The sequence below is a fragment of the Sphingobium naphthae genome (assembly GCF_043589935.1).
Lineage (GTDB): Bacteria > Pseudomonadota > Alphaproteobacteria > Sphingomonadales > Sphingomonadaceae > Sphingobium > Sphingobium naphthae_A.
This window is the reverse complement of the sequence record NZ_CP171454.1, coordinates 2,559,797-2,585,631: the sequence shown is the minus strand read 5'-3', so window position 1 is coordinate 2,585,631 and position 25,835 is coordinate 2,559,797. Positions and strand designations below refer to the sequence as shown.

At 65.8% G+C, this 25,835-nt stretch carries 27 protein-coding genes; 11 read left to right on the top strand and 16 right to left on the bottom strand.

Going from position 1 to position 25,835, the window contains the following annotated elements:
* Positions 1-186: 186 nt before the first annotated feature.
* From ACGGKE_RS12835 to ACGGKE_RS12825, 3 genes are all read left to right on the top strand, one after another.
* Positions 187-1,074: an RcnB family protein gene (locus ACGGKE_RS12835; protein WP_394438469.1), complete on the top strand. Its 888-nt coding sequence runs from the start codon at positions 187-189 to the stop codon at positions 1,072-1,074.
* Positions 1,075-1,176: 102 nt separating this feature from the next.
* Positions 1,177-1,866: a prolyl hydroxylase family protein gene (locus tag ACGGKE_RS12830; RefSeq protein ID WP_394438467.1), complete on the top strand. Its 690-nt coding sequence runs from the start codon at positions 1,177-1,179 to the stop codon at positions 1,864-1,866.
* Positions 1,867-2,011: 145 nt separating this feature from the next.
* Positions 2,012-2,482, top strand: a complete 471-nt coding sequence (locus tag ACGGKE_RS12825; RefSeq protein WP_394438465.1) for an RcnB family protein — start codon at positions 2,012-2,014, stop codon at positions 2,480-2,482.
* Between the two features lie 246 nt (positions 2,483-2,728).
* Here the strand turns inward: ACGGKE_RS12825 and ACGGKE_RS12820 are convergent, their stop codons facing one another.
* The gene (locus ACGGKE_RS12820; RefSeq protein ID WP_394438463.1) at positions 2,729-4,321 is read right to left on the bottom strand and encodes a lysine--tRNA ligase; all 1,593 of its coding nucleotides are present in this window, start codon (positions 4,319-4,321) and stop codon (positions 2,729-2,731) included.
* Positions 4,322-4,450: 129 nt separating this feature from the next.
* Here ACGGKE_RS12820 and ACGGKE_RS12815 point away from each other — a divergent pair, with 129 nt between their 5' ends.
* Genes ACGGKE_RS12815 through ACGGKE_RS12805 form a run of 3 tightly spaced genes read left to right on the top strand, consistent with a single transcriptional unit; the run spans position 4,451 to position 8,146 of the window.
* On the top strand, positions 4,451-4,801 hold the full coding sequence (locus tag ACGGKE_RS12815) for a PilZ domain-containing protein (RefSeq protein WP_394441995.1): 351 nt from the start codon (positions 4,451-4,453) through the stop codon (positions 4,799-4,801).
* 52 nt (positions 4,802-4,853) lie between these two features.
* Positions 4,854-7,601, top strand: a complete 2,748-nt coding sequence (locus tag ACGGKE_RS12810; RefSeq protein WP_394438461.1) for an ATP-dependent DNA helicase — start codon at positions 4,854-4,856, stop codon at positions 7,599-7,601.
* 2 nt (positions 7,602-7,603) lie between these two features.
* A complete protein-coding gene (locus tag ACGGKE_RS12805; RefSeq protein WP_394438459.1) occupies positions 7,604-8,146 on the top strand; it encodes a SixA phosphatase family protein in 543 nt (180 codons plus the stop codon).
* Positions 8,147-8,164: 18 nt separating this feature from the next.
* Here the strand turns inward: ACGGKE_RS12805 and ACGGKE_RS12800 are convergent, their stop codons facing one another.
* From ACGGKE_RS12800 to rpmF, 5 genes are all read right to left on the bottom strand, one after another.
* Positions 8,165-8,527 (bottom strand): MerR family transcriptional regulator, encoded by a 363-nt coding sequence (locus ACGGKE_RS12800; protein WP_394438457.1) that lies wholly within the window; start codon positions 8,525-8,527, stop codon positions 8,165-8,167.
* 88 nt (positions 8,528-8,615) lie between these two features.
* A complete protein-coding gene (locus tag ACGGKE_RS12795; RefSeq protein ID WP_228167912.1) occupies positions 8,616-8,906 on the bottom strand; it encodes an integration host factor subunit alpha in 291 nt (96 codons plus the stop codon).
* A 93-nt stretch (positions 8,907-8,999) separates the two neighbouring features.
* Positions 9,000-9,980: a beta-ketoacyl-ACP synthase III gene (locus tag ACGGKE_RS12790; RefSeq protein WP_394438454.1), complete on the bottom strand. Its 981-nt coding sequence runs from the start codon at positions 9,978-9,980 to the stop codon at positions 9,000-9,002.
* Positions 9,977-11,002, bottom strand: a complete 1,026-nt coding sequence (gene plsX / locus ACGGKE_RS12785) for a phosphate acyltransferase PlsX (RefSeq protein ID WP_394441990.1) — start codon at positions 11,000-11,002, stop codon at positions 9,977-9,979. The genes ACGGKE_RS12790 and plsX overlap by 4 nt, the downstream gene beginning before the upstream one ends.
* A gap of 68 nt (positions 11,003-11,070) precedes the next feature.
* On the bottom strand, positions 11,071-11,250 hold the full coding sequence (gene rpmF / locus ACGGKE_RS12780) for a 50S ribosomal protein L32 (RefSeq protein WP_066864328.1): 180 nt from the start codon (positions 11,248-11,250) through the stop codon (positions 11,071-11,073).
* A 219-nt stretch (positions 11,251-11,469) separates the two neighbouring features.
* Here rpmF and ACGGKE_RS12775 point away from each other — a divergent pair, with 219 nt between their 5' ends.
* Positions 11,470-11,901 (top strand): MAPEG family protein, encoded by a 432-nt coding sequence (locus ACGGKE_RS12775; protein ID WP_394438452.1) that lies wholly within the window; start codon positions 11,470-11,472, stop codon positions 11,899-11,901.
* A 19-nt stretch (positions 11,902-11,920) separates the two neighbouring features.
* Here the strand turns inward: ACGGKE_RS12775 and ACGGKE_RS12770 are convergent, their stop codons facing one another.
* Genes ACGGKE_RS12770 through ACGGKE_RS12750 form a run of 5 tightly spaced genes read right to left on the bottom strand, consistent with a single transcriptional unit; the run spans position 11,921 to position 14,872 of the window.
* On the bottom strand, positions 11,921-12,580 hold the full coding sequence (locus ACGGKE_RS12770) for an MBL fold metallo-hydrolase (RefSeq protein WP_394438450.1): 660 nt from the start codon (positions 12,578-12,580) through the stop codon (positions 11,921-11,923).
* Positions 12,581-12,618: 38 nt separating this feature from the next.
* The gene (locus tag ACGGKE_RS12765) at positions 12,619-13,044 is read right to left on the bottom strand and encodes an Rrf2 family transcriptional regulator (RefSeq protein WP_228167917.1); all 426 of its coding nucleotides are present in this window, start codon (positions 13,042-13,044) and stop codon (positions 12,619-12,621) included.
* Between the two features lie 39 nt (positions 13,045-13,083).
* Complete coding sequence (locus tag ACGGKE_RS12760; protein WP_394438446.1) at positions 13,084-14,124, bottom strand: glycerophosphodiester phosphodiesterase; 1,041 nt, start codon at positions 14,122-14,124, stop codon at positions 13,084-13,086.
* On the bottom strand, positions 14,121-14,477 hold the full coding sequence (locus tag ACGGKE_RS12755; RefSeq protein ID WP_394438444.1) for an ArsC family reductase: 357 nt from the start codon (positions 14,475-14,477) through the stop codon (positions 14,121-14,123). Before ACGGKE_RS12755 ends, ACGGKE_RS12760 begins: the two co-directional genes overlap by 4 nt.
* Before the next feature lie 14 nt (positions 14,478-14,491).
* On the bottom strand, positions 14,492-14,872 hold the full coding sequence (locus ACGGKE_RS12750) for a RidA family protein (RefSeq protein WP_317516867.1): 381 nt from the start codon (positions 14,870-14,872) through the stop codon (positions 14,492-14,494).
* Between the two features lie 135 nt (positions 14,873-15,007).
* Between ACGGKE_RS12750 and ACGGKE_RS12745 the strand changes: the two genes are divergently transcribed.
* Positions 15,008-15,322: a hypothetical protein gene (locus ACGGKE_RS12745; protein ID WP_394438440.1), complete on the top strand. Its 315-nt coding sequence runs from the start codon at positions 15,008-15,010 to the stop codon at positions 15,320-15,322.
* Between the two features lie 347 nt (positions 15,323-15,669).
* On the opposite strand, the gene ACGGKE_RS12740 is transcribed toward ACGGKE_RS12745, so the two are convergent.
* The 4 genes from ACGGKE_RS12740 to ACGGKE_RS12725 all read right to left on the bottom strand — a co-directional run bounded on the left by ACGGKE_RS12740 (position 15,670) and on the right by ACGGKE_RS12725 (position 19,688).
* The gene (locus ACGGKE_RS12740; RefSeq protein ID WP_394438438.1) at positions 15,670-15,909 is read right to left on the bottom strand and encodes a hypothetical protein; all 240 of its coding nucleotides are present in this window, start codon (positions 15,907-15,909) and stop codon (positions 15,670-15,672) included.
* Between the two features lie 305 nt (positions 15,910-16,214).
* Positions 16,215-17,267 carry a ribonucleotide-diphosphate reductase subunit beta gene (locus tag ACGGKE_RS12735; protein WP_394438436.1) on the bottom strand — a complete coding sequence of 351 codons (1,053 nt, stop codon included), beginning with the start codon at positions 17,265-17,267 and terminating at the stop codon, positions 16,215-16,217.
* A gap of 5 nt (positions 17,268-17,272) precedes the next feature.
* Positions 17,273-17,779: an endonuclease domain-containing protein gene (locus tag ACGGKE_RS12730; protein ID WP_394441987.1), complete on the bottom strand. Its 507-nt coding sequence runs from the start codon at positions 17,777-17,779 to the stop codon at positions 17,273-17,275.
* A complete protein-coding gene (locus ACGGKE_RS12725; protein WP_394438434.1) occupies positions 17,754-19,688 on the bottom strand; it encodes a ribonucleoside-diphosphate reductase subunit alpha in 1,935 nt (644 codons plus the stop codon). The genes ACGGKE_RS12730 and ACGGKE_RS12725 overlap by 26 nt, the downstream gene beginning before the upstream one ends.
* Positions 19,689-20,291: 603 nt before the next feature.
* On the opposite strand from ACGGKE_RS12725, the gene ACGGKE_RS12720 reads away from it, so the two are divergent.
* Together ACGGKE_RS12720 and ACGGKE_RS12715 are read left to right on the top strand one after the other, a co-directional pair.
* Complete coding sequence (locus tag ACGGKE_RS12720) at positions 20,292-21,812, top strand: fumarate hydratase (protein WP_394438432.1); 1,521 nt, start codon at positions 20,292-20,294, stop codon at positions 21,810-21,812.
* Positions 21,813-21,926: 114 nt separating this feature from the next.
* A complete protein-coding gene (locus ACGGKE_RS12715) occupies positions 21,927-22,178 on the top strand; it encodes a hypothetical protein (protein ID WP_228167928.1) in 252 nt (83 codons plus the stop codon).
* Between the two features lie 88 nt (positions 22,179-22,266).
* Here ACGGKE_RS12715 and ACGGKE_RS12710 read toward each other — a convergent pair whose 3' ends face one another.
* Positions 22,267-24,561: a TonB-dependent receptor gene (locus ACGGKE_RS12710; RefSeq protein ID WP_394441984.1), complete on the bottom strand. Its 2,295-nt coding sequence runs from the start codon at positions 24,559-24,561 to the stop codon at positions 22,267-22,269.
* 290 nt (positions 24,562-24,851) lie between these two features.
* Here ACGGKE_RS12710 and ACGGKE_RS12705 point away from each other — a divergent pair, with 290 nt between their 5' ends.
* Positions 24,852-25,832 carry an alpha/beta fold hydrolase gene (locus ACGGKE_RS12705; RefSeq protein ID WP_394438430.1) on the top strand — a complete coding sequence of 327 codons (981 nt, stop codon included), beginning with the start codon at positions 24,852-24,854 and terminating at the stop codon, positions 25,830-25,832.
* Positions 25,833-25,835: the final 3 nt, after the last annotated feature.

Genomic DNA, 25,835 nt, shown 5'->3' with positions numbered 1-25,835 from the left:
TGCGACAAGACGTGCCGCCCCGCAGATACGTTGAACGTAATAAGAACTCCTATCCCCAATAGCCATATGGACCCCCGGGATTCTTTCATAAAGCTGACATGTGGGTTCAGCGATCCGACACGCGCGCCTTTGTAGAAGAGGCGTATCAAGGGGCGACCTGCCCCTTCCTGTAGAAAGTCTGGACGCATGTTCAAGAAGATGATGCTGGCGGGACTGATGGGCGCGACGGTGTTGAGCGGGATCGCGCCGGCCTATGCGCAGGAACGCCCCGCGCGCAGCGAGCGCGCGACGCGCGGCGGCGGCGATATGGCCGTGTCGCGCGGCAACCGCATGACCCAGCCCCGCTATGACGGCGCTCGCGCGCAGCGGCCGGCCGAACGGCCGCGCCAGATGACGCCGGCGCGTCCGGACAATCGCTTGCGCGGCGAACCGGCGCGCGCGCTGGAGCAGGCGCGCAACCGTCGCGACCAGGCGCAGGCGCGGCGCGACGACCCGCGCGCTGATCGTCCGCAAACGCGCAACGACTGGCGCGAGGCGCGGCCGGACGCACGCGATGATCGCCGCGACTGGCGCACCGACCGCCGGGATGATCGGCAGGATCGGCTAGATGACCGACGGGACGATCGCGGCGATTGGCGGACTGACCGGCGCGATGATCGCCGGGAGTGGCGCGATGACCGCCGCGACGCGCGCCGGGACAACGGACGCGACTGGGCGGATGGTCATCGCTATGACGACCGCACCCGCTGGAGCAGCCAGCGACGCTGGGACAATGGCTGGCGTCAGGACCGGCGCTATGACTGGCGCAGCTACCGCAGCCGCTATGGCGATCGCTACCGGATCGGCCGCTATTATGCGCCGCGCGGCTGGAGCTATGGCTATCGGTCCTTCTCGGCCGGGATCTTCCTCAGCAACATTCTCTACGCGAATAATTACTGGATCAGCGATCCCTATGCCTACCGCTTGCCGCCGGCCTACGGCACGCTGCGCTGGGTCCGCTATTATGACGACGCGCTGCTGGTCGACATTCGCGACGGCTATGTGGTCGATGTGATCCACGATTTCTTCTGGTGATCCGTTTCGCTTCCTGAACTGGCCTTCAGGAGTCCTTGGCCCCGGCGCGGCGACGTGTCGGGGCCTTTTCATCAGGCCCGGCGCTGTGGCAGGAAGGGCGCCATGAGCCCTGTTCCTGAAGATGGCTGCCTGGACGATGGCGGCGTTGCTTCGCCTGCTCGCGCCAGCATTGGCGACGCCGTGCGCGCACGCCTGGACCGCAACCCGATGGTGAGCCGCATCGACGCGCCCAACCTCGACATCTATGGGCGCCAGGCATTTTTGAGCGCGGAGGAATGCGCCGGGCTGCGCACGCTGATCGATGCGAGCGCGCGACCCTCCACGCTGTTTTCCGGCAGCGCCAATGCCGAATATCGCACCAGCCACAGCGGCAATCTGTCGCCCTGGGACCCGCTGGTCGAAAGCATCACCACCCGCATCTGCGCGCTGACGGGCCTGCCCGCCAGCCATGGCGAAACGCTGCAGGGCCAGCGCTACACGCAGGGCCAGGAATATCGCGTCCATTGCGACTATTTCCCGGTGACGGCCGATTACTGGCAGCAGATGCGGGGCACCGGCGGGCAGCGCACCTGGACCGCGATGATCTATCTGTCGGCAGTCGAAGCCGGGGGCGAAACCCATTTTCCGCAATGCGAATTCATGGTTCCGCCGGTCGAAGGCATGATCCTGATCTGGAACAACATGACGCGCGACGGAGCGCCGAACCGCTTCAGCCTTCACGCCGCACGGCCGGTCGAGCGCGGCACAAAATATGTCGTCACCAAATGGTTTCGCGAGCGCCCCTGGGGCTGACCGGCCGATACAATTTGCGACATAAATGACCGGATTCTGACTGAAGCATTCGCCGGCCGTTCAGTTGCCGGGGCCCATATCTCTCCTCACTGGCGCAGGAACCCGACCAGATATCGGTCCCACGCCACGCTGAAGGAGACCAAAGATGCGTAAACTGATCATTTTGGGCCTGCTGGCCGCCACCGTCGCGCCGAGCGTCGCATCGGCGCAATCCTATGGCGAAGCGCGCCGCAGCGAGCGGCAGCTGCGCGAAGAGAAGCGCGACCTGAGGCAGGCGCAGCGTTATGGCGACCGCGGCGACGTGCGCGACGAACGGCGCGACGTGCGTGATGCGCGGCGCGAAGTGCGCGAGGACTGGCGCGACTATCGCCGCAGTCACCGCGACGTCTATCGCGGCGGCAACTGGCGCGCCCCGTTCCGCTACACCGCCTGGAATTCGGGCGCGCAGCTGCGGCCGGTCTATTACAGCTCACGCTATTATATCGCCGATCCCTATCGCTATCGCCTGCCCCGTCCGGGCGCCAATCTGCGCTGGGTCCGCCACTATAATGACGTGCTGCTGGTGAATGTGCGCACCGGCCGAGTGGTGCAGGTGCATCGCGGCTTCTTCTGGTAAGCCGCCCGGCGCTTGAAACAGGCGCTTGAAACAACAGCGGCCCCGATCCGGATGGTTCGGGGCCGTTCGCCTGGTTCGGCTCGCAATTCGGTTGAAGCGGGTAAGCGCTACCGCCCTTGGCCGCGCCGCCCGTTTCCGGGCGCACGCGGCCGATGACGCGCGCGAAGCGCATCACCAGTCCGAAAGGGGGGGTGGACCATAGAGGCAAACGCCCCTTTACCCGCTTTGTTCCCCCATTTCGTCGGATCAGGCGGCAAGCGCCTCAGCGATTAATTTCCGGCTGTTTTCAATGCCATAGAGCGCGATAAAACTGCCCATGCGCGGGCCTTGATCGGCGCCCAGCAGCGTCTGGTACAGCGCCTTGAACCAGTCGCGCAGTTCCGCAAAGCCAAAGGCCGCATCCTTGCCGATGGCGTAGACGATATTCTGGATGTCTTCGGCCGTGGCGTCCGCGGGCAGTGCGGCCAATTCCTGGTCCAGACGGCGCAGCGCCGCGGCTTCCTGAGCATCGGGCGCGCGGCGCTGCAGCGTCGGCGCGACGAAATCGCGATGATAGGCCAGCGCATGGCCGATCAGCGCGTCAAGCTCCGGATAGGTCTCGGCGCTGGCGCCCGGCACATAATTTTGCAGATAACCCCAGACCTGATCCCGGCTGGCGTCGCCCATCACCCCGACCAGGTTCAGCAGCAGGCCGAAGGTCACCGGCATTTCGCCCTGCGGCAGCTGGCCGTCATGGATGTGATGGACCGGATTGCCGAGCTGCTGCTCGATCGCCTGGCGCGGATAGTTGGCGCGGAACTGCCAATATTCGTCCACCGCGCGGGGAATGACGCCCATGTGCAGCTGCTTGGCCTTTTTCGGTTCGCGATAGGCGTAGAAGGCCAGGCTTTCCTGCGGGCCATAGGTCAGCCACTGCTCCAGGCTGAGGCCATTGCCCTTGGACTTGGAGATTTTCTCGCCCTTTTCGTCGAGGAACATCTCATAGTTGAAGCCCTCGGGCGGGCGGCCGCCCAGCGCGCGGCAGATCTTGGACGATTGGGTGACGGAATCGATCAGGTCCTTGCCCGCCATTTCATAGTCGACGCCCAGCGCATACCAGCGCATCGCCCAGTCGACCTTCCACTGCAGCTTGGCGCCGCCCGACAGGATCGACTGTTCGATCGTCTCGCCTTCATCCTCGAAGCGGACAAGGCCCGCTTCGGCGTCGATCACTTCGACCGGCACCTGCAGCACGATGCCGCTGCGCGGGCTGATCGGCAGGACCGGCGAATAGGTCGCCTGCCGTTCCTTGCGCAAGGTCGGCAGCATGATGTCCATGATCGCAGAGTAGCGCCGCAGCACCTGGCGCAGCGCGTCGTCGAAGGCGCCGGCGCGATATTGTTCGGTGGCGGACACGAATTCATAGTCGAAGCCGAAGCGGTCGAGAAATTCGCGCAGCATCGCGTTATTGTGATGCGCGAAACTCTCATATTTGCCGAACGGATCGGGCACCTGCGTCAGCGGCTTGCCCAGATGGTCCGCCAGCATCGCCTGGTTGGGCACATTGTCGGGCACCTTGCGAAGCCCGTCCATGTCGTCGCTGAACGCCACCAGGCGGGTGGGGACGTCGGACAGGGCGTGAAACGCGTTGCGCACCATGGTCGTGCGCAACACTTCGTTGAACGTGCCGATATGCGGCAGGCCCGACGGGCCATAGCCGGTTTCGAACAGGATATGCCCCTTGTCGGGCGCGGCGCCGCCTTCGGTCAGCCCATAGCGCTTGAGCAGCTTGCGGGCTTCTTCATAGGGCCAGGCCTTGGACGCCTGTGCGGCGGAGCGGAGAAGATCGGACACGGTCATGATGCCACAGCCCCTAGCCCCGCCGGTGTCGAAAGGAAACGCCCTTTCATGACAAAGATCGACAGGAACCGCGGGCGGCTTTACTTTCTCCTAGTGGTGCATGCTATACTGGATGAGACGGGAGGCGAAATGCACGTACAGCGCAGCCATGAACGCATCTCTGTCGAGATCCCCATTGTCGTGACAACGGTGCTCGACAGTCTGGACGGCAAGATCATCGATCTGAGCCAGGGTGGTGCGCAGGTCGTGGGGTGCAGCCTGCCCGCGGGGACCAGCTGTCAACTCGACCTGGACGGACATATCACTTTCGGCACGGTGCGCTGGTCTGAGGAAGACCGGATGGGCATCCGCTTTCCCTATCCGCTGACCGACGGACCGCTGTGGGAGCAACTGGACCGCGCGCGCTCGACGCTGCGCGGCCACCCGCCCTTTCAACCACGGACGCACGCCGGCGGCGGGTTCGGCCGACGTCTGGGCTGAAGCCGCGCGGAAACAGGTTTTCCTTTTGTTCCCGTTCCTCTAAGCCGGACGGGTGATCGATCCCGCATCCCTGCCCGCGCTTCACGCCAGCCATGGCGGCATATGGCTGCGCGAACATGGCCGCACCCTGGGCCTGGCCAAGGGGCAGGCGATCGCGCGCGCGGCCGAAACGCCGGTGCTGCTGCTCAATGCGCCGCTGACCGGGCAGCGGCTGGGCTACCATGAACTCAACGGCCTGGACCTGCTCGAACTCTGGGCCTTCCTGCATCCCGCGCGCTTCCTGGTGCCCACGCCCAAGGGGCTGGCGGCAGCGCTGGACCTGCCCGCCCCGGCGCAGGAGGGCGATATTCCCGCGCTGCTGCAACAGGCCGCGGCGCTGCTGCTCGATCGGCTGGATTCGCCCGACTGGCTGGAGCGCGAGGGCGGCTGGACCGCTGCGCAGGCGCTGCACCGGCTGCGCTGGCCCTGGTCCCCGCTGGTCGCGCCGCGCATCGCCCGCCCCAAAGAGGCGGAGCGCTGGCTCTTTTCCAAGCTGCCCGAATGGGAGGAGGCGCAGCCCCGCCCCGCCCCGCGCACGATCAGCCTGAACGAGGATCAGGTGCTGGCCCGGCTCGACGCCCTGACCGGCGCCGGCGCCGAGCCGCGACCGGGGCAGCGCGCCTATGCCGCCGCCGCCAGCGCCGCCTTCATGGCCCGGCGCCATCGCGACCAGCCCAACATGCTGCTGGCCGAAGCGGGCACCGGCATCGGCAAGACGCTGGGCTATCTCGCCCCGGCCTCGATCTGGGCGGCCGAAGCGCAGGGCACGGTCTGGGTGTCGACCTATACCAAGGCGCTGCAGCGCCAGCTCGACCGCGAATCCCTGCGCCTCTTTCCCGATCCGGCGCTGGCGGCCAGGCGCGTGGTGGTGCGCAAGGGGCGGGAAAATTATCTGTGCCTGCTCAATCTGGAGGATGCGCTGCAGGGGGGCTTTTCCGGCCGCGCCGCCATATTGGCGCAGCTGGTCGCGCGCTGGGCCGCCTTCACCAAGGATGGCGACATGGTGGGCGGCGACCTGCCCGGCTGGCTGCCCACGCTCTTCCGTCGCAATGGATCGACCGCGCTGACCGACCGGCGCGGCGAGTGCATCTATGCGGGCTGCCCCCATTATCGCAAATGCTTCATCGAGCGATCGGCCCGCGCCAGCGCCGACGCCGACATCGTCATCGCCAACCATGCGCTGGTGATGATCAACGCCGCGCGCGGACGCGAAACCGGCCAACGGCCGCAGCGTATCATCTTCGACGAAGGCCATCATCTGTTCGATGCGGCGGATTCGACCTTCTCGGTCGTGCTGTCGGGGCAGGAAGCGATCGAGCTGCGCCGCTGGATCATGGGGCCGGAGGGCGGTTCGCGCGGGCGCAGACGGGGCCTGGCCGCGCGCCTGTCCGACCTGGCCAGCTATGACGAGGAAGGCGGCCAGGCGATCCGCGCGGCGATCGATGCGGCGCAGGCGCTTCCCGCCGACGAATGGCTGAAGCGCGTGGTGGCGGGCGAGCCGTTCGGGCCGCTGGAGGCGCTGCTCGCCGCGGTGCGCGGCACCGTCTACACCCGCGCCGCCGACGCGGGCGAGGCTGATGCCGGCTATGGGCTGGAAACCGAACTGGCCGAACCTGACGGCGCGCTCGTCGAGGCGGCGCAGGAAGCGGCGCTCGCGCTCGACGCGCTCATCAAGCCGCTGGTGCGGCTCGCCCGCCGGCTGGAGGCGGTGATCGAGGATGCGCCCGACTGGCTCGATGGCGCGGCGCGCGCGCGGATCGAAGGGGCGGTGGCGTCGCTGGGCTGGCGGCGCGACCTGATCGCCGCCTGGCTGGCGCTGCTGGCGCGGATCGGCGGCCCGGCCGATCCCGATTTCGTCGACTGGATGACGGTAGACCGGGTCGAGGGGCGCGAATATGATATCGGCATTCACCGCCACTGGCTCGACCCTACCCGCCCGCTCGCCGAAACGGTGCTGAAGCCGGCGCAGGGCGTGCTCGTCACGTCCGCCACGCTGAAGGGTGGCGGCGAATGGGACAATGCCGAAGCCCGCGCCGGCGCCATCCACCTGCCCCATGGCGCGCAGCGGTTCGAAGCGAGCAGCCCGTTCGATTATCCCGACCGCGCCGAAGTGCTGATCGTCACCGACATCAAGCGCGGCGACATCGCCGCCCTGTCGGGCGCCTATGGCCGGCTGATCGAAGCGGCGGGCGGCGGCACGCTGGGCCTGTTCACCGCGATCCGGCGGCTGCGCGCGGTGCACGCCCGCATCGCCGACCGGTTGGCGCGCGCCGGCCTGCCGCTCTATGCCCAGCATGTCGATCCAATGGATACCGGCACGCTGGTCGACATCTTCCGCGACGATCCGCGCGCATCGCTGCTGGGCACGGACGCGCTGCGCGACGGCGTCGACGTGCCGGGCCATTCGCTGCGGCTGGTGGTGATGGAGGGCGTGCCCTGGTCCAAGCCCACGGTGCTGCACGCGGCGCGGCGGCTGGCCGGAGGAGGCAGCGCCTATGACGACCGGCTGATCCGCGCGCGGCTGGCGCAGGCCTTCGGCCGGCTCATCCGCCGCGCCGAGGACCGGGGCAGTTTCGTCATCCTGTCCGCCGCCATGCCCAGCCGCCTGCTGTCCGCCTTTCCCCCCGGAACCCCGGTGCGCCGGCTGACCCTGGATGAGGCGATCATCGCCGTCAGCCGCTCCGCACGCAGCGAAATGCTTGGCGAACGCGCCGCCATCGGGCATCAGGGGCACGAATCCGGCTTGCCCCGACAGGAGTGACAATGAAGCGGCTGACCCTGTTGCGCCACGCCAAATCGGACTGGAACGATCCGGTGGCGCGCGACTTCGACCGTCCCCTCAACCGCCGCGGCGACAAGGCGGCGCGGCTGATGGGTCAGTTCGCCGCCCGCCAGGCCATGCGCTTCGACCAACTGGTGGCATCGCCTGCCGAACGCGTGGTCCAGACGCTGGACGCCTTTTTCGCGGGCTATGGCGAAACGCTGGAGGCACACTGGGACCGGCGCATCTATCTCGCCTCGTCCGCGACCCTGTTCGACGTCGTGCGCGACTTGCCGGAAACGGCGGAGGCGGTGCTGATGTCGGGCCATAATCCGGGGTTCGAGGAACTGATCCTGGACCTGGTCCCCGATGATGGCGACAATGGGCTGCGTGACGATGTGGAGGTCAAGTTCCCGACCGCCAGCCTGGCGGTGATGGATCTGGACGTCGCGCGCTGGGCCGATGCGCGTCCGGGCGTCGCCACGCTCAAGAGCTTCACGCGCCCGCGCGATCTGGACCCGGCACTGGGCCCGGAAGCCCGCTGAGGGGAGCCGGCCGGCGGCTCAGGCGCCGAGCGCGCGCGCCAGCGTCGCGCGCACATCCTCCAGCCGCGCCAGCAGCGTGTCGACGGCCGGGGTCGCCGCGGCGGCTGGCGGCGCTGCTGGCTCGGGCGGCCGCAGGACCACCCCGCCTTCGCTCAGCGCCTTCTGCGCGCCTTTGACGGTGAAGCCTTCGACATTGAGCAGATGGTGGATGCGCCGCGCCAGCAGCACGTCGTCGGGCCGGTAATAGCGGCGATTGCCCGCGCGCTGGAGCGGCCGCAGCTTTGGAAAGCGCGTTTCCCAATAGCGCAGTATATGTTGGGGCACGTCCAGTTCAGCGGCCAGTTCGCTGATGGTGAGAAATGCCCCCTCCGCCTTTTTCATGACGGGAATGTTGCACCGATCCGCGCGGCGGCGTCAACTGTCCCCGGCGACTCTTGGCACGGAAAAGCGGCGGATAATCCTGCGCTTTTCAGGCGACGCGTTCGCGCATCGTCTGGCTGGCGCGAAAGGTCAGCACCCGGCGCGGCTCGATCGGCACTTCCACCCCGGTCTTGGGGTTGCGCCCCATGCGCTGCGTCTTGTCGCGCAGGACGAAGGTGCCGAAGCTGGAGATCTTCACATTCTCGCCGCGCTCCAGCGCGTCGGACATATGATCCAGGATCGATTCGACCAGCGCCGCCGCTTCGGCGCGCGACAGGCCGACGTGCCGGTTCAGCGTTTCGGCAAGGTCCGCGCGCGTCAATGTGCCACTATCGCCCATGATGGTCCCCTCTCGACCAATTGTGTCGGTCACCCCCCGATGACCAGCCGCAAATCTGACCGATTCGCGCTGATTCGGCAAGCAGCACAAGGATCAGAGGCGAAGGACGCAGGCGCCCCAGGTGAAACCGCCGCCCATTGCTTCCAGAACGACCAGATCGCCGGCCTTGATCCGCCCGTCGCGCATGGCAAGGTCGAGCGCCAGCGGCACAGAGGCGGCCGACGTGTTGGCGTGACGATCCACCGTCATGATGACGCGCTCGGCCGGCAGCTTGAGCTTGCGCGCGGTCGCGTCGAGGATGCGGGCATTGGCCTGGTGCGGCACCAGCCAGTCGATGTCGGTCGCGGACAGGCCGGCGATCCCCATGACTTCGGTCAGCACCGCCGCAAGGTTGACGACCGCGTGGCGGAAGACTTCCTGCCCCTTCATGCGCAGCTTGCCCACGGTCTGGGTGGTCGACGGCCCGCCATCGACATAGAGAAGCTGGTTGTGGCGGCCATCGGCGTGCAGCTTCGACGCCAGGATGCCGCGCGCGGTAGCGGGGTCGGTCGTCGCGCTGTCCTCCGCGCCCAGCACGATGGCGCCGGCGCCGTCGCCGAACAGGACGCAGGTGGTGCGATCCTCCCAGTCGAGGATGCGGCTGAAGGTTTCCGATCCGATCACCAGCGCGCGATTCGCCGCGCCCGACCGAATCATGCTGTCCGCCACCGTCACGGCGTAGAGAAAGCCCGAACACACCGCCGCCACGTCGAAGGCGACGCAATCGTCGATGCCGAGCGCCGCCTGCACCTTGGTCGCGGCGGCGGGGAAGGTCTGGTCGGGCGTCGCCGTCGCCAGGATGATGAGGTCGATGTCCTGCGCGGCGAGGCCGGCCGCCTCCAGCGCAGCGCGCGCGGCGTCGGTCGCCAGCGTCGCGGTGGTTTCGCCCTCGCCCGCTATGTGGCGCGCGCGAATGCCGGTCCGCTCCACGATCCATTCGTCGCTGGTGTCGACCGTCTCCGCCAGTTCGGCATTGGTGACGACGCGCTTGGGAAGGGCAGAGCCCGTCCCCAGGAGAATAGAACGGCGGATCACTTGACGGGCTGCTCCAGCTTCGATGCGACAGCGCCCAGCCCTTCGACCCCCGCCATGTCGGCGGCGATGCGGCGAGTGATATCCTCTTCCAGCAGGCGCGCGGCGACATGGACGGCGTTGGCCACGCCTTTCTCGTCGGCGCCGCCATGGCTCTTCACCACGACGCCGTTGAGGCCCAGGAACACCGCGCCATTATGATTATTGGGGTCGAGGTGGTGCTTGAGCATATACATGGCCGGCTTCGAGATCAGGAAGCCGATTTTCGAGCGGATCGAGCTGGTAAAGGCCTTGCGCAGCACGTCGGTGACGAAGCGCGCGGTGCCCTCCGCCGTCTTGAGCGCGACATTGCCGGAAAAGCCGTCGCACACGATGACGTCGGTGTCGCCGCGAGCGATCTTGTCGCCTTCGGTGAAGCCGTCAAACTGGAAGGACAGGTCGCTGGCGGCGCGCAGCACGGCGGCGGCGTCGCGAATCTCGTCGGTGCCCTTCAGCTCCTCGGTGCCGATGTTGAGCAGGCGGACGCGCGGGCGATCAAGGTCGAGCGCGATGCGGGCATAGGCCGCGCCCATCACCGCGAACTGAACGAGGTTGCGGGCGTCGCATTCGGTGTTGGCGCCCAGGTCCAGCATGATGGCGTCATTGTCGCCCAGCGTCGGCAGCATCGCGGCGAGCGCGGGCCGATCGACCCCCGGCATGGTGCGCAGCGCCAGCTTCGCCATCGCCATCAGCGCGCCGGTATTGCCAGCCGACACGGCGGCGCCGGCCTGGCCCGCCTTCACCGCGGCGATCGCCATCGCCATGGAGCTGCTCTTTTTGCGGATCGCGACGCTCGGCTTGTCCGACCCGTCGACGACGCTGTCGGAATGCACGACGTCCGACGCCGCCCGCAAATTGGGATGACGGTCGAGCGCCGCTTTGATCCGCGTTTCGTCGCCGAACAGGGTGAAGCGCAGGCCTTCATGGCGGCGACGGGCCAAGGCGGCCCCCGCCATCATCACGCGCACGCCTTCGTCCCCGCCCATCGCGTCGATTGCGATTCGCGGCTGGCTGGACACTGTCAGGTCACCCCTTTGCGGAGTAAAGAATGGGCTCAGGCCCCGACGGCGACGATTTCGCGGCCGTTATAGTGACCGCAGGCGTCGCACAGATTGTGCGGACGCTTCAGTTCACCGCAGTTCGAGCATTCCTGAAAAGCCTCGACGCGCAGTGCGTCGTGGCTGCGGCGCATGCCGCGACGGGAGGGGGAAGTTTTCCGCTTGGGGACAGCCATGTCGGCACCTTGTTCCGTATATTGATCTGGTTGTGCGACTGGCCGGTTTCCGAAGAGACGCAGACGCCAACGGCGCCGCAGACCCATGCGGCCCGGGTGATCGCGAAGCCCTGCGCCTATAGCGGTTTTTGCCGGGCGCGCAAGCCCTTCCTTCCTTTGCGCTTGCCCGCGCCGCCCCGCGCTCTAGGCTGCGGACGGCCTTAAAGGGGGGAACGCCGCATGCTGCTACCGATCACATTGACCTTCGCCGCGGCCTGCGCGCTGCTGAACCTGTGGCTGGCGATTCGATGCGCCCGGTTCCGCATCCGGGACAAGATCCTGCATGGCGATGCCGGCCATGGCCTGCTGGCGCGGCGGATGCGCGCGCACGCCAATTTCATCGAATATACGCCGATCGTCCTGATCCTGTTCGCGCTGGTCGAACTGGCGGCCGGCGCGTCGCTGTGGCTGTGGATCGGCGCACTCGCCTATGTGCTTGCGCGGGTCGTCCATGCGTTCGGCATGGATGCGGACCGGCCGACCGCATGGCGCGCGGGCGGCGCGATCGTCACCTGGGCGATCATGGTCGTGCTGGCGGGCGCCGCGCTCGCCATCGCCTATGGCCAGACGCGAGAAATGCCGGTGCCGCCGGCGCTGGCGGCGCAAGTATAGCCGCGCGCGCGGCGCGGCGTCAGCGCGCCAGCACCGAATCGGCGACGAACGGGTTGGTGCGCCGTTCATGCGCGAAATTGCTCATCGGGCCATGGCCGGGGACGAAGGCGGTCTCGCCGCCCAAGGGCCAGAGCTTTCCGGTGATCGCGTCGATCAATTGCTGATGATTGCCGCGCGGAAAATCGGTGCGGCCGATCGCCCCCTGGAACAGCACGTCGCCCACGATCGCCAGCTTGCTGGGCGCATGGTGGAAGACGACATGGCCCGGCGTATGGCCGGGGCAATGATAGACGTCCAGGGTGAGCTTGCCCACCGTCACCTGATCGCCGTCATGCAGCCAGCGATCGGGCTCGAAGCTTTGCCCCGGCACGTTCCAGCGCTGGCCATCCTGCGCCAGCCGGTCGATCCAGAACCGGTCATCCTCGTGCGGCCCCTCGATCGGCACGCCCAGGTCCTGGGCCAGCACGCCCGCCTGGCCGCAATGGTCGATATGGCCATGGGTGACGAGCAGCTTTTCGATCGTGACGCCATGCTGCTGCGCCGCCCTCCTGAGCATCGGCAGGTCGCCGCCGGGATCGACGAAGGTGCCGCGCATCGTGTCCGTGCACCAGAGCAGCGTGCAATTCTGCTGCAACGGCGTCACGGGGATCAGGGCGGCTTTGAGCGGCGGGTTGGTCATGCCCCCGATGTGGCGAAGCCGACCGAGCAACGCAAGGGTCAGTCCTCCGCCGCCAGCGGGATGGGCTCGGCCAGGCTGATGCCGTCCAGCACCTTGGCGGTCTCGTCGCGCACGCGCAGCATGATGCGGTGCAGGCGGCATTCGCTTTCGGGCAGGCAGTTGGTGCAGCTTTCATGCGCGAAGCGGCTGGCGCAGGGCGTGAGCGCCAGCGATCCGCGCGTCAGCCGGACGATGTCGCCATAGCTGATGTCGATCGGCGCCAGCGCCAGCCAATAGCCCCCGTCCCGGCCGCGCTGCGTCGCCACCAGCCCTTCGCGCGACAATTCGGACAGGATCACCGTCAGGAACTTGGCCGGGATATTCTGGCGGGTCGCGATTTCGCCCAGCGGCACCGGCCCCTGGCGGTAACGATCGGCAAGATGCTGAAGCGCGCGAATGGCGTAACGGGTCTTCTGGGACAGCATGGCCCCGTTATTCGCGCCCGCCCGCCGTTTGACAAGCGCTTAGGGCGCGGGCGTCATCGCCGCGCGGGCCTGGGCGGGAAAGTCGCTGAACAGGCCGTCGACCCCGGTGCGCACCATGGCGCGGACATAGCCGGCGAAATCGCCGCGCCCTTCGGGATCGTCGCCGCGCTGATATTGCGCAGGCAGAAACGGATTTTCCATCCGCAGCGTCCAGACATGCACCTGCAGCCCCGCATCATGCGCGCGTCCGACCAGCGCGGTCGCGCCTTCGGGCGCGATCACCAGCGCAGCGGACGGTCCGATGCCGTCGGCATAGGTCGCGATGTCGGCCAGGCCCTGCACGGTCAGCAGGTCGTCGTAGCGCGTGCCGGGCAAGTCCGCCGGGCCGCCTTCCGCATCGACCAGCTGGATGAGGCGCAGGCGCGTCGCGGCGCGCAGCGCCTTGAGGTTCCCGACCTCGAAGGACTGGATGAAGACCGGATCGGCCTCCGTCATATAGCCATAGCGGTTCAGCAGGTCGAGCAGCGGCGCCTGATGGGCCAGGCCGATGCCCGCGAAATAGCTGGGATGCTTGGTTTCGGGATAGAGGCCGATGCGGCGCCCGCTCTCCGCCTCCTTGGCGCGCACCAGCTTCAAAATCTCTTCGAAGGTCGGGATCTGGTAGAGCGTATCGAAGCGCTTGTTGGCCGGGCGCAGGTCGGGCAGCCGCTCGCGGGCGCGCAGCGTACGCAGTTCCGCCAGCGTGAAATCCTCGGTGAACCAGCCGGCCATTTCGACGCCGTCGATGACCTTGGTGGTCTTGCGGTCGGCAAATTCGGGGTGATCGGCGACATCGGTGGTGCCGCCAATCTCATTTTCATGCCGGGCGACCAGCACGCCATCCTTGGTCAGCACCAGGTCGGGCTCGATGAAGTCCGCGCCCTGGTCGATCGCCCGTTCATAGGCCGCCAGCGTATGTTCGGGCCGTTCGCCGCTGGCGCCGCGATGGGCGATCAGCAGCGGCTCGGCCCGAACGACGGAGAGAGGGAGGAGGCTCATCAGCAGGAACAGCCCAATGCGCGCCAGCTCCCGCCCGATCACGCCGTCACGCCCTGCAGCGCGATTTCATAGGTGGTCGCCTTGAACCCGACGATCGTGCCCTTGCCCGTATCCAGGATCGGGCGCTTGATCATCGACGGGTTGGCCATCATCAGCAGGATCGCCTTGTCGGCGTCGATATGCGCCTTGTCGCCCGCATCCAGCGCCTTGAAGGTGGTGCCGGAGCGGTTGAGGATGGTTTCCCAGCCATGCTCCATCACCCATTCCTCCAGCTTGTCCTTGTCCACGCCCGAAACCTTATAGTCGTGGAAGCTGTAGGGAACACGCTCATTGTCCAGCCAGTTGCGGGCCTTCTTGATGGTGTCGCAATTCTTGATGCCATACATGGTGATCATCTGCGGGGCTCCTGTTACCCTTTGAAGGCGGTGACTTCGATCTCGATCTTCATCGCCGGCTTGATCAGGCCAGCGACGACGCAGCTTGCCGCCGGGCGGATGTCGCCGAAGACGGGCCCCGTAATGTCGCCCAACACGTCCCAATAGGCCGCGTCGGTGATATAATAAGTGACGCGCACCACATCGGCGAAGGAAAAGCCGGCATCCTCCAGCGCCTTGCCGATCACGACCAGCGCATTGCGCCCCTGCGCCACGACATCGTCGGGCATGACCTTCGTGTCCGGGTCGGCCCCGGTGGTGCCGGCGACGAAGCACCAGTCGCCCTGGACGACGGCGCGCGAATAGCCGACCTGCGCCTCGAAGGGCGAGCCGGACGAAATGAGCTGGCGCGGCATGAGGATTCCTGTTGCAGTGCGAAAGGATCGGGAGCGCCTTTGCCCCCTCCTCCGCGCGCTGTCCAGCGCTTTTCCCGGAACAGCCGCCCCGCCCGGCCGTTCACAAGAGCCACAGCCAAAGCAGGAGACTTGAGGATGGACCGCCCCACCCCCGACCGCGAGATGGAAGAGAATAGCGAGCAGGCCGATGCCGGCGCCCAGGCGCAGGACGTCGCGGACGACGCCGTCACGCGCAGCATCGACCTCAGCGAAGACAGCGAGCGCGGCGGCCGCACCAATCCCGCCCAGCTGGTGCCCGACGACACCGAGGATCTGGTCGAGAAGATGAACGCGATGAACCGGTCCGGCCGGATCGACATGGACGCTTATGCCGGCGAGCCGCAGATGGACGATGAGGAAGAGATCCTCGGCGATACCGAGGATCCGGACGACGAGGACGGCCTGTCCTGATCCGGCGCTGAGCCATCGCGCGCGAGCATGATTCATGCCGCGCGCCATGGGCCCATGTTTGCGCCGTCGCGCGCTGACATCGCGCCGGCGATGGCTCGGACGAAGGTTGTTGGCCGTCGATTCGATCGAGCCGCAGTCACCGCGAAGGCGCGATGCGGGCTGACTCAATCATGGCTTGCCGAGGCGCGGCGTCGATTTATCCGGCGGGGGCGCTCCCCCGTTGCCTGTTATCAGGGGGGCGTTGTTGCCCGTCGCGTCCCGATCGAGCAATCCGTAGAACCAGGATTGCCTAAAGGGATATGTGCTGGAGCCCCGCCATATGCGGCACGGCGGCAGCGATCAGCGCCTCACACCGACAATGTCGGGGCCGGCGGCTTTGGCGCGGCGAATGTGATAGCGCTGCTCAGCACCACCTGTTCCGCGCGCGTCGGGCCGAGGCAATGATGACAATGCGCATGATCGAACAGCGTCTCGATCACCCAATCCTGCGCCGCCACATCCCAGGTCGCCCAGGCGTCCCGCGTGACATGGTCGCTGCCGCAAATGTGGCAGATATGGGCGTAGCGGGTCTGGACGGGATTGGTCATGTGCGCACCATAGCGCTTTTACCGCCATAGTGGCGGCAGATCGGTCCATTATGGACATGTCTTGCTCAGGCGGCCAGGTTGCTCCGACATAAATCCTTGCCTGGCCCCATGAGCCGTTTGAGCCGGCCCATCGCCGCCGGCGCCGTTGCGATGCAGGTCCCGGACGGCCCCAGCGCGGGCTCGCGCTCGTCGAACAAAATCAAGCGCGCAGTCCAGCAATGGCAAGGAACGGGCCGCGCGACGCGCATGACCCTCGGACCACAAAGGGACAGGCGATCACCACTTGCCCCCTTGCGACCTTGATATCACTCCGCCGCGATGCCCGCGGCCTTGAACATGTCCGGGCCTTCCTCGTCGGCGTTGGCGGCGGCGCTGCCCTTGATCTTCTGGCGGCGGTCGAACGCGTCCCACACGTCGTTCCACTGTCCCCGGGTCGCGGCCTTGGAATATTCGGTCGCGCGGGTTTCGAAGAAGTTTGCATGCTCCACGCCGTTCAGCAGCGGGGTGAGCCAGGGCAGCGGATGCTCGTCGATCATGTAGATCGGCTTCAAGCCCAGCTGCCCCAGCCGCCAGTCGGCGATGTAGCGGACATATTTCTTGATGTCCTTGGGCGTCATTCCGGGCACCGGCCCCATTTCGAAGACCAGATCGACAAAGGCGTCCTCGATCCTGACGGTCTTCTGGCACATGTCCATGATGTCGTCCTTGACGCGCGTGGTCAGGCAGTCGCGCTCCTTCACAAAGGCGTGGAACAGGCGGATGATGCCTTCGCAATGCAGCGTTTCGTCGCGCACCGACCAGCTGACGATCTGGCCCATGCCCTTCATCTTGTTGAAGCGCGGGAAGTTCATCAGCATGGCGAAGCTGGCGAAGAGCTGCAGCCCTTCGGTAAAGCCGCCGAACATCGCCAGCGTCTTGGCGATATCCTCGTCGGTGTCGACGCCGAACTGCTGCAGATAGTCATGCTTGTCCTTCATCTCCTTATATTGGAGGAAGGCCGAATATTCGCTTTCGGGCATGCCGATGGTGTCGAGCAGATGGCTGTAGGCGGCGATATGGACCGTTTCCATGTTGCTGAACGCGGTCAGCATCATCTTGATTTCGGTCGGCTTGAACACGCGGCCATATTTTTCGTGGTAGCAATCCTGCACTTCCACGTCGGCCTGGGTGAAGAAGCGGAAAATCTGCGTCAGCAGGTTGCGCTCATGGTCGCTCAATTTCTGCGCCCAGTCGCGGCAATCCTCGCCCAGCGGCACTTCCTCGGGCAACCAGTGCAGCTGCTGCTGGCGCTTCCAGAACTCATAGGCCCAGGGATATTCGAAGGGCTTGTAGACCTTGCTGGCTTGAAGAAGGGGCATGTGGGTTACTCCGCGAAATCTGTACCGATCCCTCTCCCCTTGTGGGAGAGGGAGGGGCCCGTCGCGCGAGCGACGGGAGGGTGAGGGGGGAAGGCCGCTGCGATCGCCGCCAGCACGCCTTCGACATTCTGCATCACATCATGGTTCCAGAAGCGGATCACCTGATAGCCTTCCCCCTGGAGGAAGGCGGTGCGGGCCGCATCCGTCGCTTCTTCATGCTGGCCGCCATCGATCTCCACGATCAGACGGCCGGCATGCGACGCGAAATCAGCAAAATAGGGGCCGATCGGCACCTGGCGACGGAATTTTGCAGCGGGCAAACCGGCGCGGAGCTGCGCCCATAGGCGCTTTTCAACATCGGTTGCGTTGCGGCGCAATTCACGGGCGCGGGCAATCGTCGGGTTCGGGGCCTTTCCCCTCACCTTCCCACGCCGCTGCGCGGCGCGGGCCCCTTCCTCTCCCACAAGGGGAGAGGAGAAGCTTTCGTCACTGACAGGCGAGGCACTCGTCATAGTCGGTCGTCTCGCCAATTTCGAACCTGGGTGCGTCGATCGTGTTGTCGGCTTCCACCCCGCCGGCAAAGCCCGCGCGCTGGACCGACTTGGACCGCAGATAGTAAAGCGACTTGATACCCAGTTCCCAGGCGCGGAAATGGAGCATCAGCAGGTCCCATTTCTCGACGTCCGCCGGGATGAACAGGTTCAGCGACTGGGCCTGGTCGATATAGGGGGTGCGGTCGGCGGCGAGTTCGAGCAGCCAGCGCTGGTCGATCTCGAAGCTGGTCTTAAACACGTCCTTTTCTTCCTGCGTCAGGAAGTCGAGATGCTGGACCGACCCGCCCTTTTCCAGGATCGAGTTCCACACCGCGCTCGAATCCTTCGACTTTTCGACCAGCAGCTTTTCCAGATAGGGGTTCTTGACGGCGAAGCTGCCCGACAATGTCTTGTGGGTGTAGATATTGGCCGGAATGGGTTCGATACAGGCCGACGCGCCGCCGCAGATGATGGAAATGGACGCGGTCGGCGCGATCGCCATCTTGCACGAAAAACGCTCCATCACGCCCTGGTCGGCGGCGTCGGGGCAAGGGCCCCGCTCCTGCGCCAGCAGCATCGACGCCTCGTTCACCTTGGCGTTGATATGCTTGAAGATGCGCAGGTTCCAGCTCTTGGCCATCGCGCCTTCGAACGGGATGCCGCGCGCCTGCAGGAAGCTGTGGAAGCCCATGACGCCCAGGCCCACCGATCGTTCGCGCATCGCGCTATATTTGGCGCGCGCCATTTCGGGCGGGGCGCGGTCGATATAATCCTGCAGCACATTGTCGAGGAAGCGCATGATGTCTTCCGCGAAGGTCGGATGATCCTTCCACTGGTCCCAGGTTTCCAGGTTCATCGACGACAGGCAGCAGACCGCCGTGCGATCATTGCCGAGATGGTCGCGACCCGTCGGCAGGGTGATTTCGGAGCAGAGGTTCGACGTCGATACCTTGAGCCCCAGTTCGCGGTGATGCTTGGGCATCATCCGGTTCACGGTGTCGTTGAAGACGATATAGGGCTCGCCGGTGGCGAGGCGCACCTCGACCAGCTTCTGGAACAAAGCGCGGGCGTTCACCGTGCCGCGCACCGACTGGTCCTTGGGACTGCGCAGGTTGAATTCGGCGCCGTCGCGCACCGCTTCCATGAACTCGTCGGTCAGCAGCACGCCATGATGCAGGTTGAGCGCCTTGCGGTTGAAGTCGCCGCTCGTCTTGCGGATTTCCAGGAATTCCTCGATCTCCGGGTGGGAGATGTCGAGATAGCAGGCGGCAGAGCCCCGCCGCAGCGACCCCTGGCTGATCGCCAGCGTCAGGCTGTCCATCACTCGGACGAAGGGGATGATGCCGCTGGTCTTGCCGTTGAGGCCGACGGGCTCGCCGATGCCGCGGACATTGCCCCAATAGGTGCCGATGCCGCCGCCGCGCGAGGCCAGCCAGACATTCTCGTTCCAGGTGTTGACGATGCCTTCCAGGCTGTCGTCGACGCTGTTCAGATAGCAGCTGATCGGCAGGCCGCGCCCGGTGCCGCCGTTCGACAGGACCGGGGTCGCGGGCATGAACCAGAGGCGCGAGATATAGTCATAGACGCGCTGGGCATGATCGGCATCGTCGGCATAGGCCGCGGCGACGCGCGCGAACAGGTCCTGATAGCTTTCGCCGGGCAGCAGATAGCGGTCGTTCAGCGTCTCCTTGCCGAACTCCGTCAGCAACGCGTCGCGCGACGCGTCCGTCACGACCGAAAAGCGGCGCGCCTGCACGGACGACGAGGAAAGCGGCTCGACCGCCGTCTCGGGCGCCGCTGTCACTGCTTCGCTCATCGTCTCCAACACTTCGTCCATCACCGTCGCCACGTCTGCCGTCCCTGCCTGTCCGCTGTCCCGAAAATCCATTCTGCGAGTCCCCGATGTTCCTGTTCCGTTCGATTCGGTCAAGCCCGGTCGCAGCAAAGCGCGCATTCTAGCATCAACCGATCCGCACGGGCACGGAAATGGGCCCAACCGAGCGGATTGCAGGGCTGAAACCGCCCGTCCAGGAGATAGGCTCTCGCTGGAGCAATCACAATCTATTGGGGAACCCCCGTTAACCCGATACAAGGGATAGTGCCACAGCTGCCCGGAGGCGCAAGAGGGTAAATGACGGTTCGGGGACTCCGCGCGCCAAGCGCGCGGGGCGATCCGCCACTCTCTCCGTCCGGCCCCGCCATGCGACGCGCGCTCCTTCCTTGCCCCCAAAAAAGGCAAGGGGGTGATTGCGGAAAAGAAAATAAATTTGGCTTGCCACGCAAAGCCGTGCGTCGCCGCCCACACGACTTTTTCATGACTCGCACATGACCGTCGCCACCCCTTCGCGCCCTCCTTGCCGCCACGATGCCGACCCGCGGCGTGGCCCGCCTGCCCATGCGCCTTCTGGACTCGCTCCTCCCAATGCGTATAGCCGCGCCTGGCAAGGACCTGCCGTGCAGAGGCGGTCCACACACTATGGGACCAGGGTAGATGACGCTCATCAAGACCGCCGACCTCATCGAGAGCGTCGCCGACGCGCTCCAGTTCATCAGCTATTATCATCCGATGGATTATATCCGCGCACTGGGCGCGGCCTATGAGGCGGAGGTCAATCCGGCGGCCAAGGACGCCATTGCCCAGATCCTGACCAACAGCCGCATGTGCGCCGAAGGGCACCGCCCGATCTGCCAGGACACCGGCATCGTCAACGTGTTCGTCAAATGGGGCATGGACTGCCGCCTGGACGACAATAGCCGCTCGATGCAGGAGCTGATCGACGAGGGCGTGCGCCGCGCCTATCTCAATCCCGAAAACCGGCTGCGCGCCTCGATCCTGCGCGACCCGGCGTTCAGCCGCCAGAACACCAGGGACAACACGCCCTGCGTGCTCAATGTCGAAATGGTGCCCGGTAACAAGGTGATCGTGGACGTCGCGGCCAAGGGCGGCGGCAGCGAGAACAAGACCAAGTTCAAGATGATGAACCCCAGCGATTCGATCGTCGACTGGGTGCTGGACATGGTGCCGCAGATGGGCGCTGGGTGGTGTCCGCCCGGCATGCTGGGAATCGGCATCGGCGGCACCGCGGAAAAGGCGGTGGCGCTCGCCAAGGAAAGTCTGATGGACCCGATCGACATGGGCGAGCTGAAGGCGCGCGGCCCCCAGAACAAGATCGAGGAGTTGCGCATCGAGCTGTATGACAAGGTCAATGCGCTGGGCATCGGCGCGCAGGGGCTGGGCGGCCTTGCCACCGTGCTCGACATCAAGATCCACGACTATCCCTGCCATGCGGCCGGCAAGCCCGTGGCGATGATCCCCAATTGCGCCGCGACCCGCCACGCCCATTTCACGCTCGACGGCTCGGGCCCCGCCTATCTGGAAGCGCCCAAGCTCAGCGAATGGCCGCAGGTCGACTGGAAGCCGAGCAAGGAAGCGATCCGCGTCGATCTCGACACACTGACGCCGGACATCGTGCAAAGCTGGAAGCATGGCGACCGGCTGCTGCTCAATGGCAGGATGCTGACCGGCCGCGACGCCGCGCACAAGCGGATCGCCGACATGCTGGAGCGCGGCGAGCCCCTGCCCGTCGATTTCAAGGGTCGCGTCATCTATTATGTCGGCCCCGTCGATCCGGTGCGCAACGAAGTGGTCGGCCCGGCCGGCCCCACCACCGCGACGCGCATGGACAAGTTCATGGACATGATGCTGGAACAGGGGCTGGCCGCCTGCGTCGGCAAGGCTGAACGCGGCCCCGCCGCCACGACGAGCATCGCCAATCACAAGAGCGCCTATCTGATGGCGGTCGGCGGCGCGGCCTATCTGGTCGCCCGCGCGATCAAGGAGGCGAAGGTCGTCGGGTTCGAGGACCTCGGCATGGAGGCGATCTACGAATTCACGGTCGAGGACATGCCCGTCACCGTCGCGGTCGACAGCGAAGGCCAGAATGTCCACCGCCTCGCCCCGCTGGTGTGGCAGGAAAAGATCAAGCGGGAAGGTCTGCTGGAAAAGGCCTGACGCGCATCCTCCCCGCGTGGGGCGCGGGGAGGATGAAGTGACTGATCCTTGTTAAGCGCAGGAACCAGCGCACGTCCGCGGCATTGTTCCCGGCACCCATAGCCGGAGCCCGCCATGTCCTTCACCCAGCTCGATCCGCCCCTTCCCGTCGATGTCCAGGGCAAGGGGAAGGGATTCGCCTTCGCCGTGATCGATTATGGGCAGGAACATAATCTCATCTGGGTGACGGGCCTCAGCGAAACCGGCGAGATCTGGTGCGCGCCCAATCCGATGGTGCGGTTGCAGGCCAACTGGACCATGGGGCGCGAAGGCCATGCGGGCGCCGACTGGCAGGGCGTGACCCTGGCGCCGCTCAAGCCCAGTTGAACCAAAAGGCGCGCCGCCCGCAAGGATGAGCGGCGCGCTGGAGGAAGCCAGCGATCGGGGCCGTGTGGGCGGCCCCGATCGCTGTATCTTACAGCTTGCCGCTCAGCGACACGCCGATGATGCGCGGCTCGTTGAACACGGCCGCCATGTAGTTTTCGATCACGCCCTTCAGGTTCTTCTCATTGGTGATGTTGCGCGCGAAGGCCGCGATTTCCCACCGATTGTCGGGCGCGGTGTAGCCGATCTTCAAGCCGCCCTCGAAGTCGCCCTTCGAATAGAATTCGTCGGTGCGGTAGAGGACGAAATTGGTATAGCCCTGCACGAACCAGTCGGTCGCGGCGAAGATCTTGCCGCCATTGCCGAGCGGCACGTCGTAGCGAGCCGCGACATTGGCGGTATATTTGGGCGCGTTGGGCAGCGGGTTGCCGTCGATCTGCGCGAACAATGCAGGCCCAGCAAAGGTGTTGGCGGTGATCGTGGGGTCGTTGACGGTACATACGACCACGCCGTTCAGCGTGCAGACCTGGGCATAGACATCCTTGTCCTTGATCTCGCTGTGCAGCAGGCTGAGCCCGGCGGAGAGGGTGAAATTCTGGAACGGCCGCGCCTCCAGTTCGGCTTCCAGGCCATAGGCTTCCGCCTTGTCGGCGTTGAACAGCACGCCATTGCCGTTGACGTCATTGCCGTTCAGCTGGATGTCCTTCACCCGATAGGCAAAGCCCGACAGGTTGAAGCGCACGCGATTATCGAGCAGGCTGGCCTTGATCCCGGCTTCGCCCGACAGGATCGTTTCCGAATCCGCCGTGGTGAAGTCGCTGTTGAAGACCGCCGAGCGCCCCTGGATCGTCGGGCCGCGGAAGCCGCGCGCGACGCGGGCGTAGAGGCTGACATTGGGGTTCACTTCATACAGGGCGCTGACGTCCCAGCTCGGCTCCTCGCCCTTCAGCCGGACATAACGCCGCCCGGCATAGCTCGACACGCCCGCCGCATTGGCGGTGGTGCGGACCAGCCGGGTTTCCTTGATATCCTTGGTGTAGCGGCCACCGGCGGTCAGGGTGAAACCGGGCGCAAGCTCGTAGCTGGCCTGGCCGAACAGCGCCCAGCTTTCATTCTTGTTGCGCAGCCGCACCCAATTATTGGGATTGTTGGCGGCGCCGCTCAGGAAATAGGCGCGCTGGTAGAAATCGGTGGTGTCGCGCTGGTCGAAATAAAGGCCGCCGACCTGCCATTTGAAACGGCCATCGCCATCGCTCGCCAGGCGGATTTCCTGGGTCAGCTGGTCGAGGTCGCGGACATTGCCCTGGCTCTGGCCAAAGCCGTTGGCGACGCCATTCACTGGATAATCCGCACCCGCGCCGCCGTCGGTATCGCCCCGGCTATAGCCCGACGTGGTTTCATAGGCGGTGATGGACGTCAGCGTGACGCCGCCAAGGTCCAGCCTGATATGCTCGGACGCGCCATAGGTCTTGTAGGCCTGCGGGTTGTTCATCGCCTCGTCGAGCGCGATCTTGGTGCGCGGCTCGTCCGCGACGCTGTTCGACCCCTTGGTCAGGCCGGCGCGGTGGAAGATGGTCGATGTGCCCTCATAGTCGCGGGCATGGACGCTGGTCAGCATCGACACCGTGTCATTGGGCGCCATCAGCAGCTGGAGGCGGACATCCTTTTCCTCGAAGCCGCCCATGGCGTCCTTCTTGGGGCTGACGGTGCCGTCGGCGCTCGGACCGTCATAGACATTATCGACCCAGTCGTCGCGGCGCTGGTAGAGCGCGGAGACGCGGAAGGCGAGCTTGTCGGCGACGATCGGGCCGCCAATGCCGCCGTCGAACGTGACCGTGTTGTAGCTGCCATAGCTGGCGGACGCGCGACCCTGCCAGTCCATCGTCGGGCGATTGGTATCGAACTTGATGATGCCCGCGGTCGTATTGCGGCCGAACAGCGACCCTTGCGGGCCACGCAGCACTTCGACCTGGGCAATGTCGAACAGCGGGTTCGACTTCAGCACCACATGTTCCAGCACGACATCGTCCTGGATGATCGACACGGGCTGCGACGCGCCCAGATAGAAGTCGATATTGCCCAGCCCGCGAATGTAGAAGCGCGGGAAGATGCGGCCGGTGGTGGTTTCGGCGTAGAGGCCCGGCACGCGCGCGGCCAGTTCCAATATGTCGCCGCCGCCCGCCTGGATGGCGCGCAGCTGGTCCCCCTGCACGACGCCGACCGACACGGGCACGTCCTGCAGATTTTCCGAACGCCGCTCGGCGGTGACGATGATTTCGTCAAGCTGCGCCGGATCGGCGGGAGCAGTCTGGGCGGCGGCCGATCCGGCGGCGGCGATCGCGCCGATGGCGCAACCGAACAGGAGCGCGGAGCGCCCGAAAAGCATGGTCGACACGAATGTCTCTCCCTGAAAAAAACAGAAGTTCGTCCCTGCGCCGCGGCCGCACATTGGCGGCCCTCTCCCCTCGCGCGTGCGCCCGGTCGTCCCTGCCGCTAGGCCCGGATTGTGGCGCGTTGGTGACAAATATTTCAGCCGCTTACATAGCCACGCCGAAAAGAAGAGCGCCGTGGCAATCGCGCAACAGCACCGCTAAGCCCGTCAGGATCATCCCTGCGGCGCACGCGTTGGCCCGCCAGTTTCCTGCGCGCTTGCGCCCTTATGTGAAAGGACGACCGATGCCGCTGCGTCACGCCCTCGCCTTGCTGTCCCTTGGCCTTGCCGCCCCGGCGCTGGCCGATCCGATGCTCGCCGATTTTTCCTATGGCTGGCCGGTGTCGCGCCACAGCCTGGTGAGCCAGGATGAAGCCATGGAAATGGCCTATATCGACGTCAAGCCCACGCGCCCCAACGGCCGCACCGCCGTGCTGCTGCATGGCAAGAATTTCTGCGCGGACACCTGGGATGCGACGATCCGGGCGCTGGCGGGCGCTGGCTTTCGCGTGATCGCGCCCGACCAGATCGGCTTTTGCAAATCGACCAAGCCGGCGCGCTATCAATATGGGCTGCATACGCTGGCGGCGAACACCCATGACCTGCTGACGACGCTGGGCATCGAAAAGCCGGTGCTGATCGGCCATTCAATGGGCGGCATGCTGGCGATGCGCTATGCCATCCAATATCCCGATGCGCCTTCGCGCCTGGTGCTGGTCAATCCGATCGGGCTGGAGGACTGGCGCGCCAAGGGGGTGCCCAACGCCACCGTGGATCAGCTTTATGCGACCGAGCGCAAGACCACGCGCGAGAGCATCAAGGCCTATCAGCAGAGCACCTATTATGCCGGCGGCTGGTCGCCTCGCTATGACCGCTGGGTCGACATGCTGGCGTCCATGTATCTGGGCAAGGGCGGCGACATCGTCGCCTGGCACCAGGCGTTGACCGCCGACATGGTCTTCAACCAGCCGGTCATTCATGAGATCGACCGGATCAAGGCGCCGACGCTGCTGATGATCGGCGCGCGGGACAATACGGCGCTGGGCAAGGGCCGCGCCGACCCGGCGCTGCAGGCGCGGCTGGGCGACTATCCCGTGCTGGCGCGCGCGGCGGCGGCGCGGATCAGGGGCGCGCAACTGATCCTCTATCCCGATTATGGCCATAGCCCGCAGGTGCAGGCGCCCGATCGTTTCCATGAGGATCTGCTGAAGGCGCTGGCGCGCTGACGC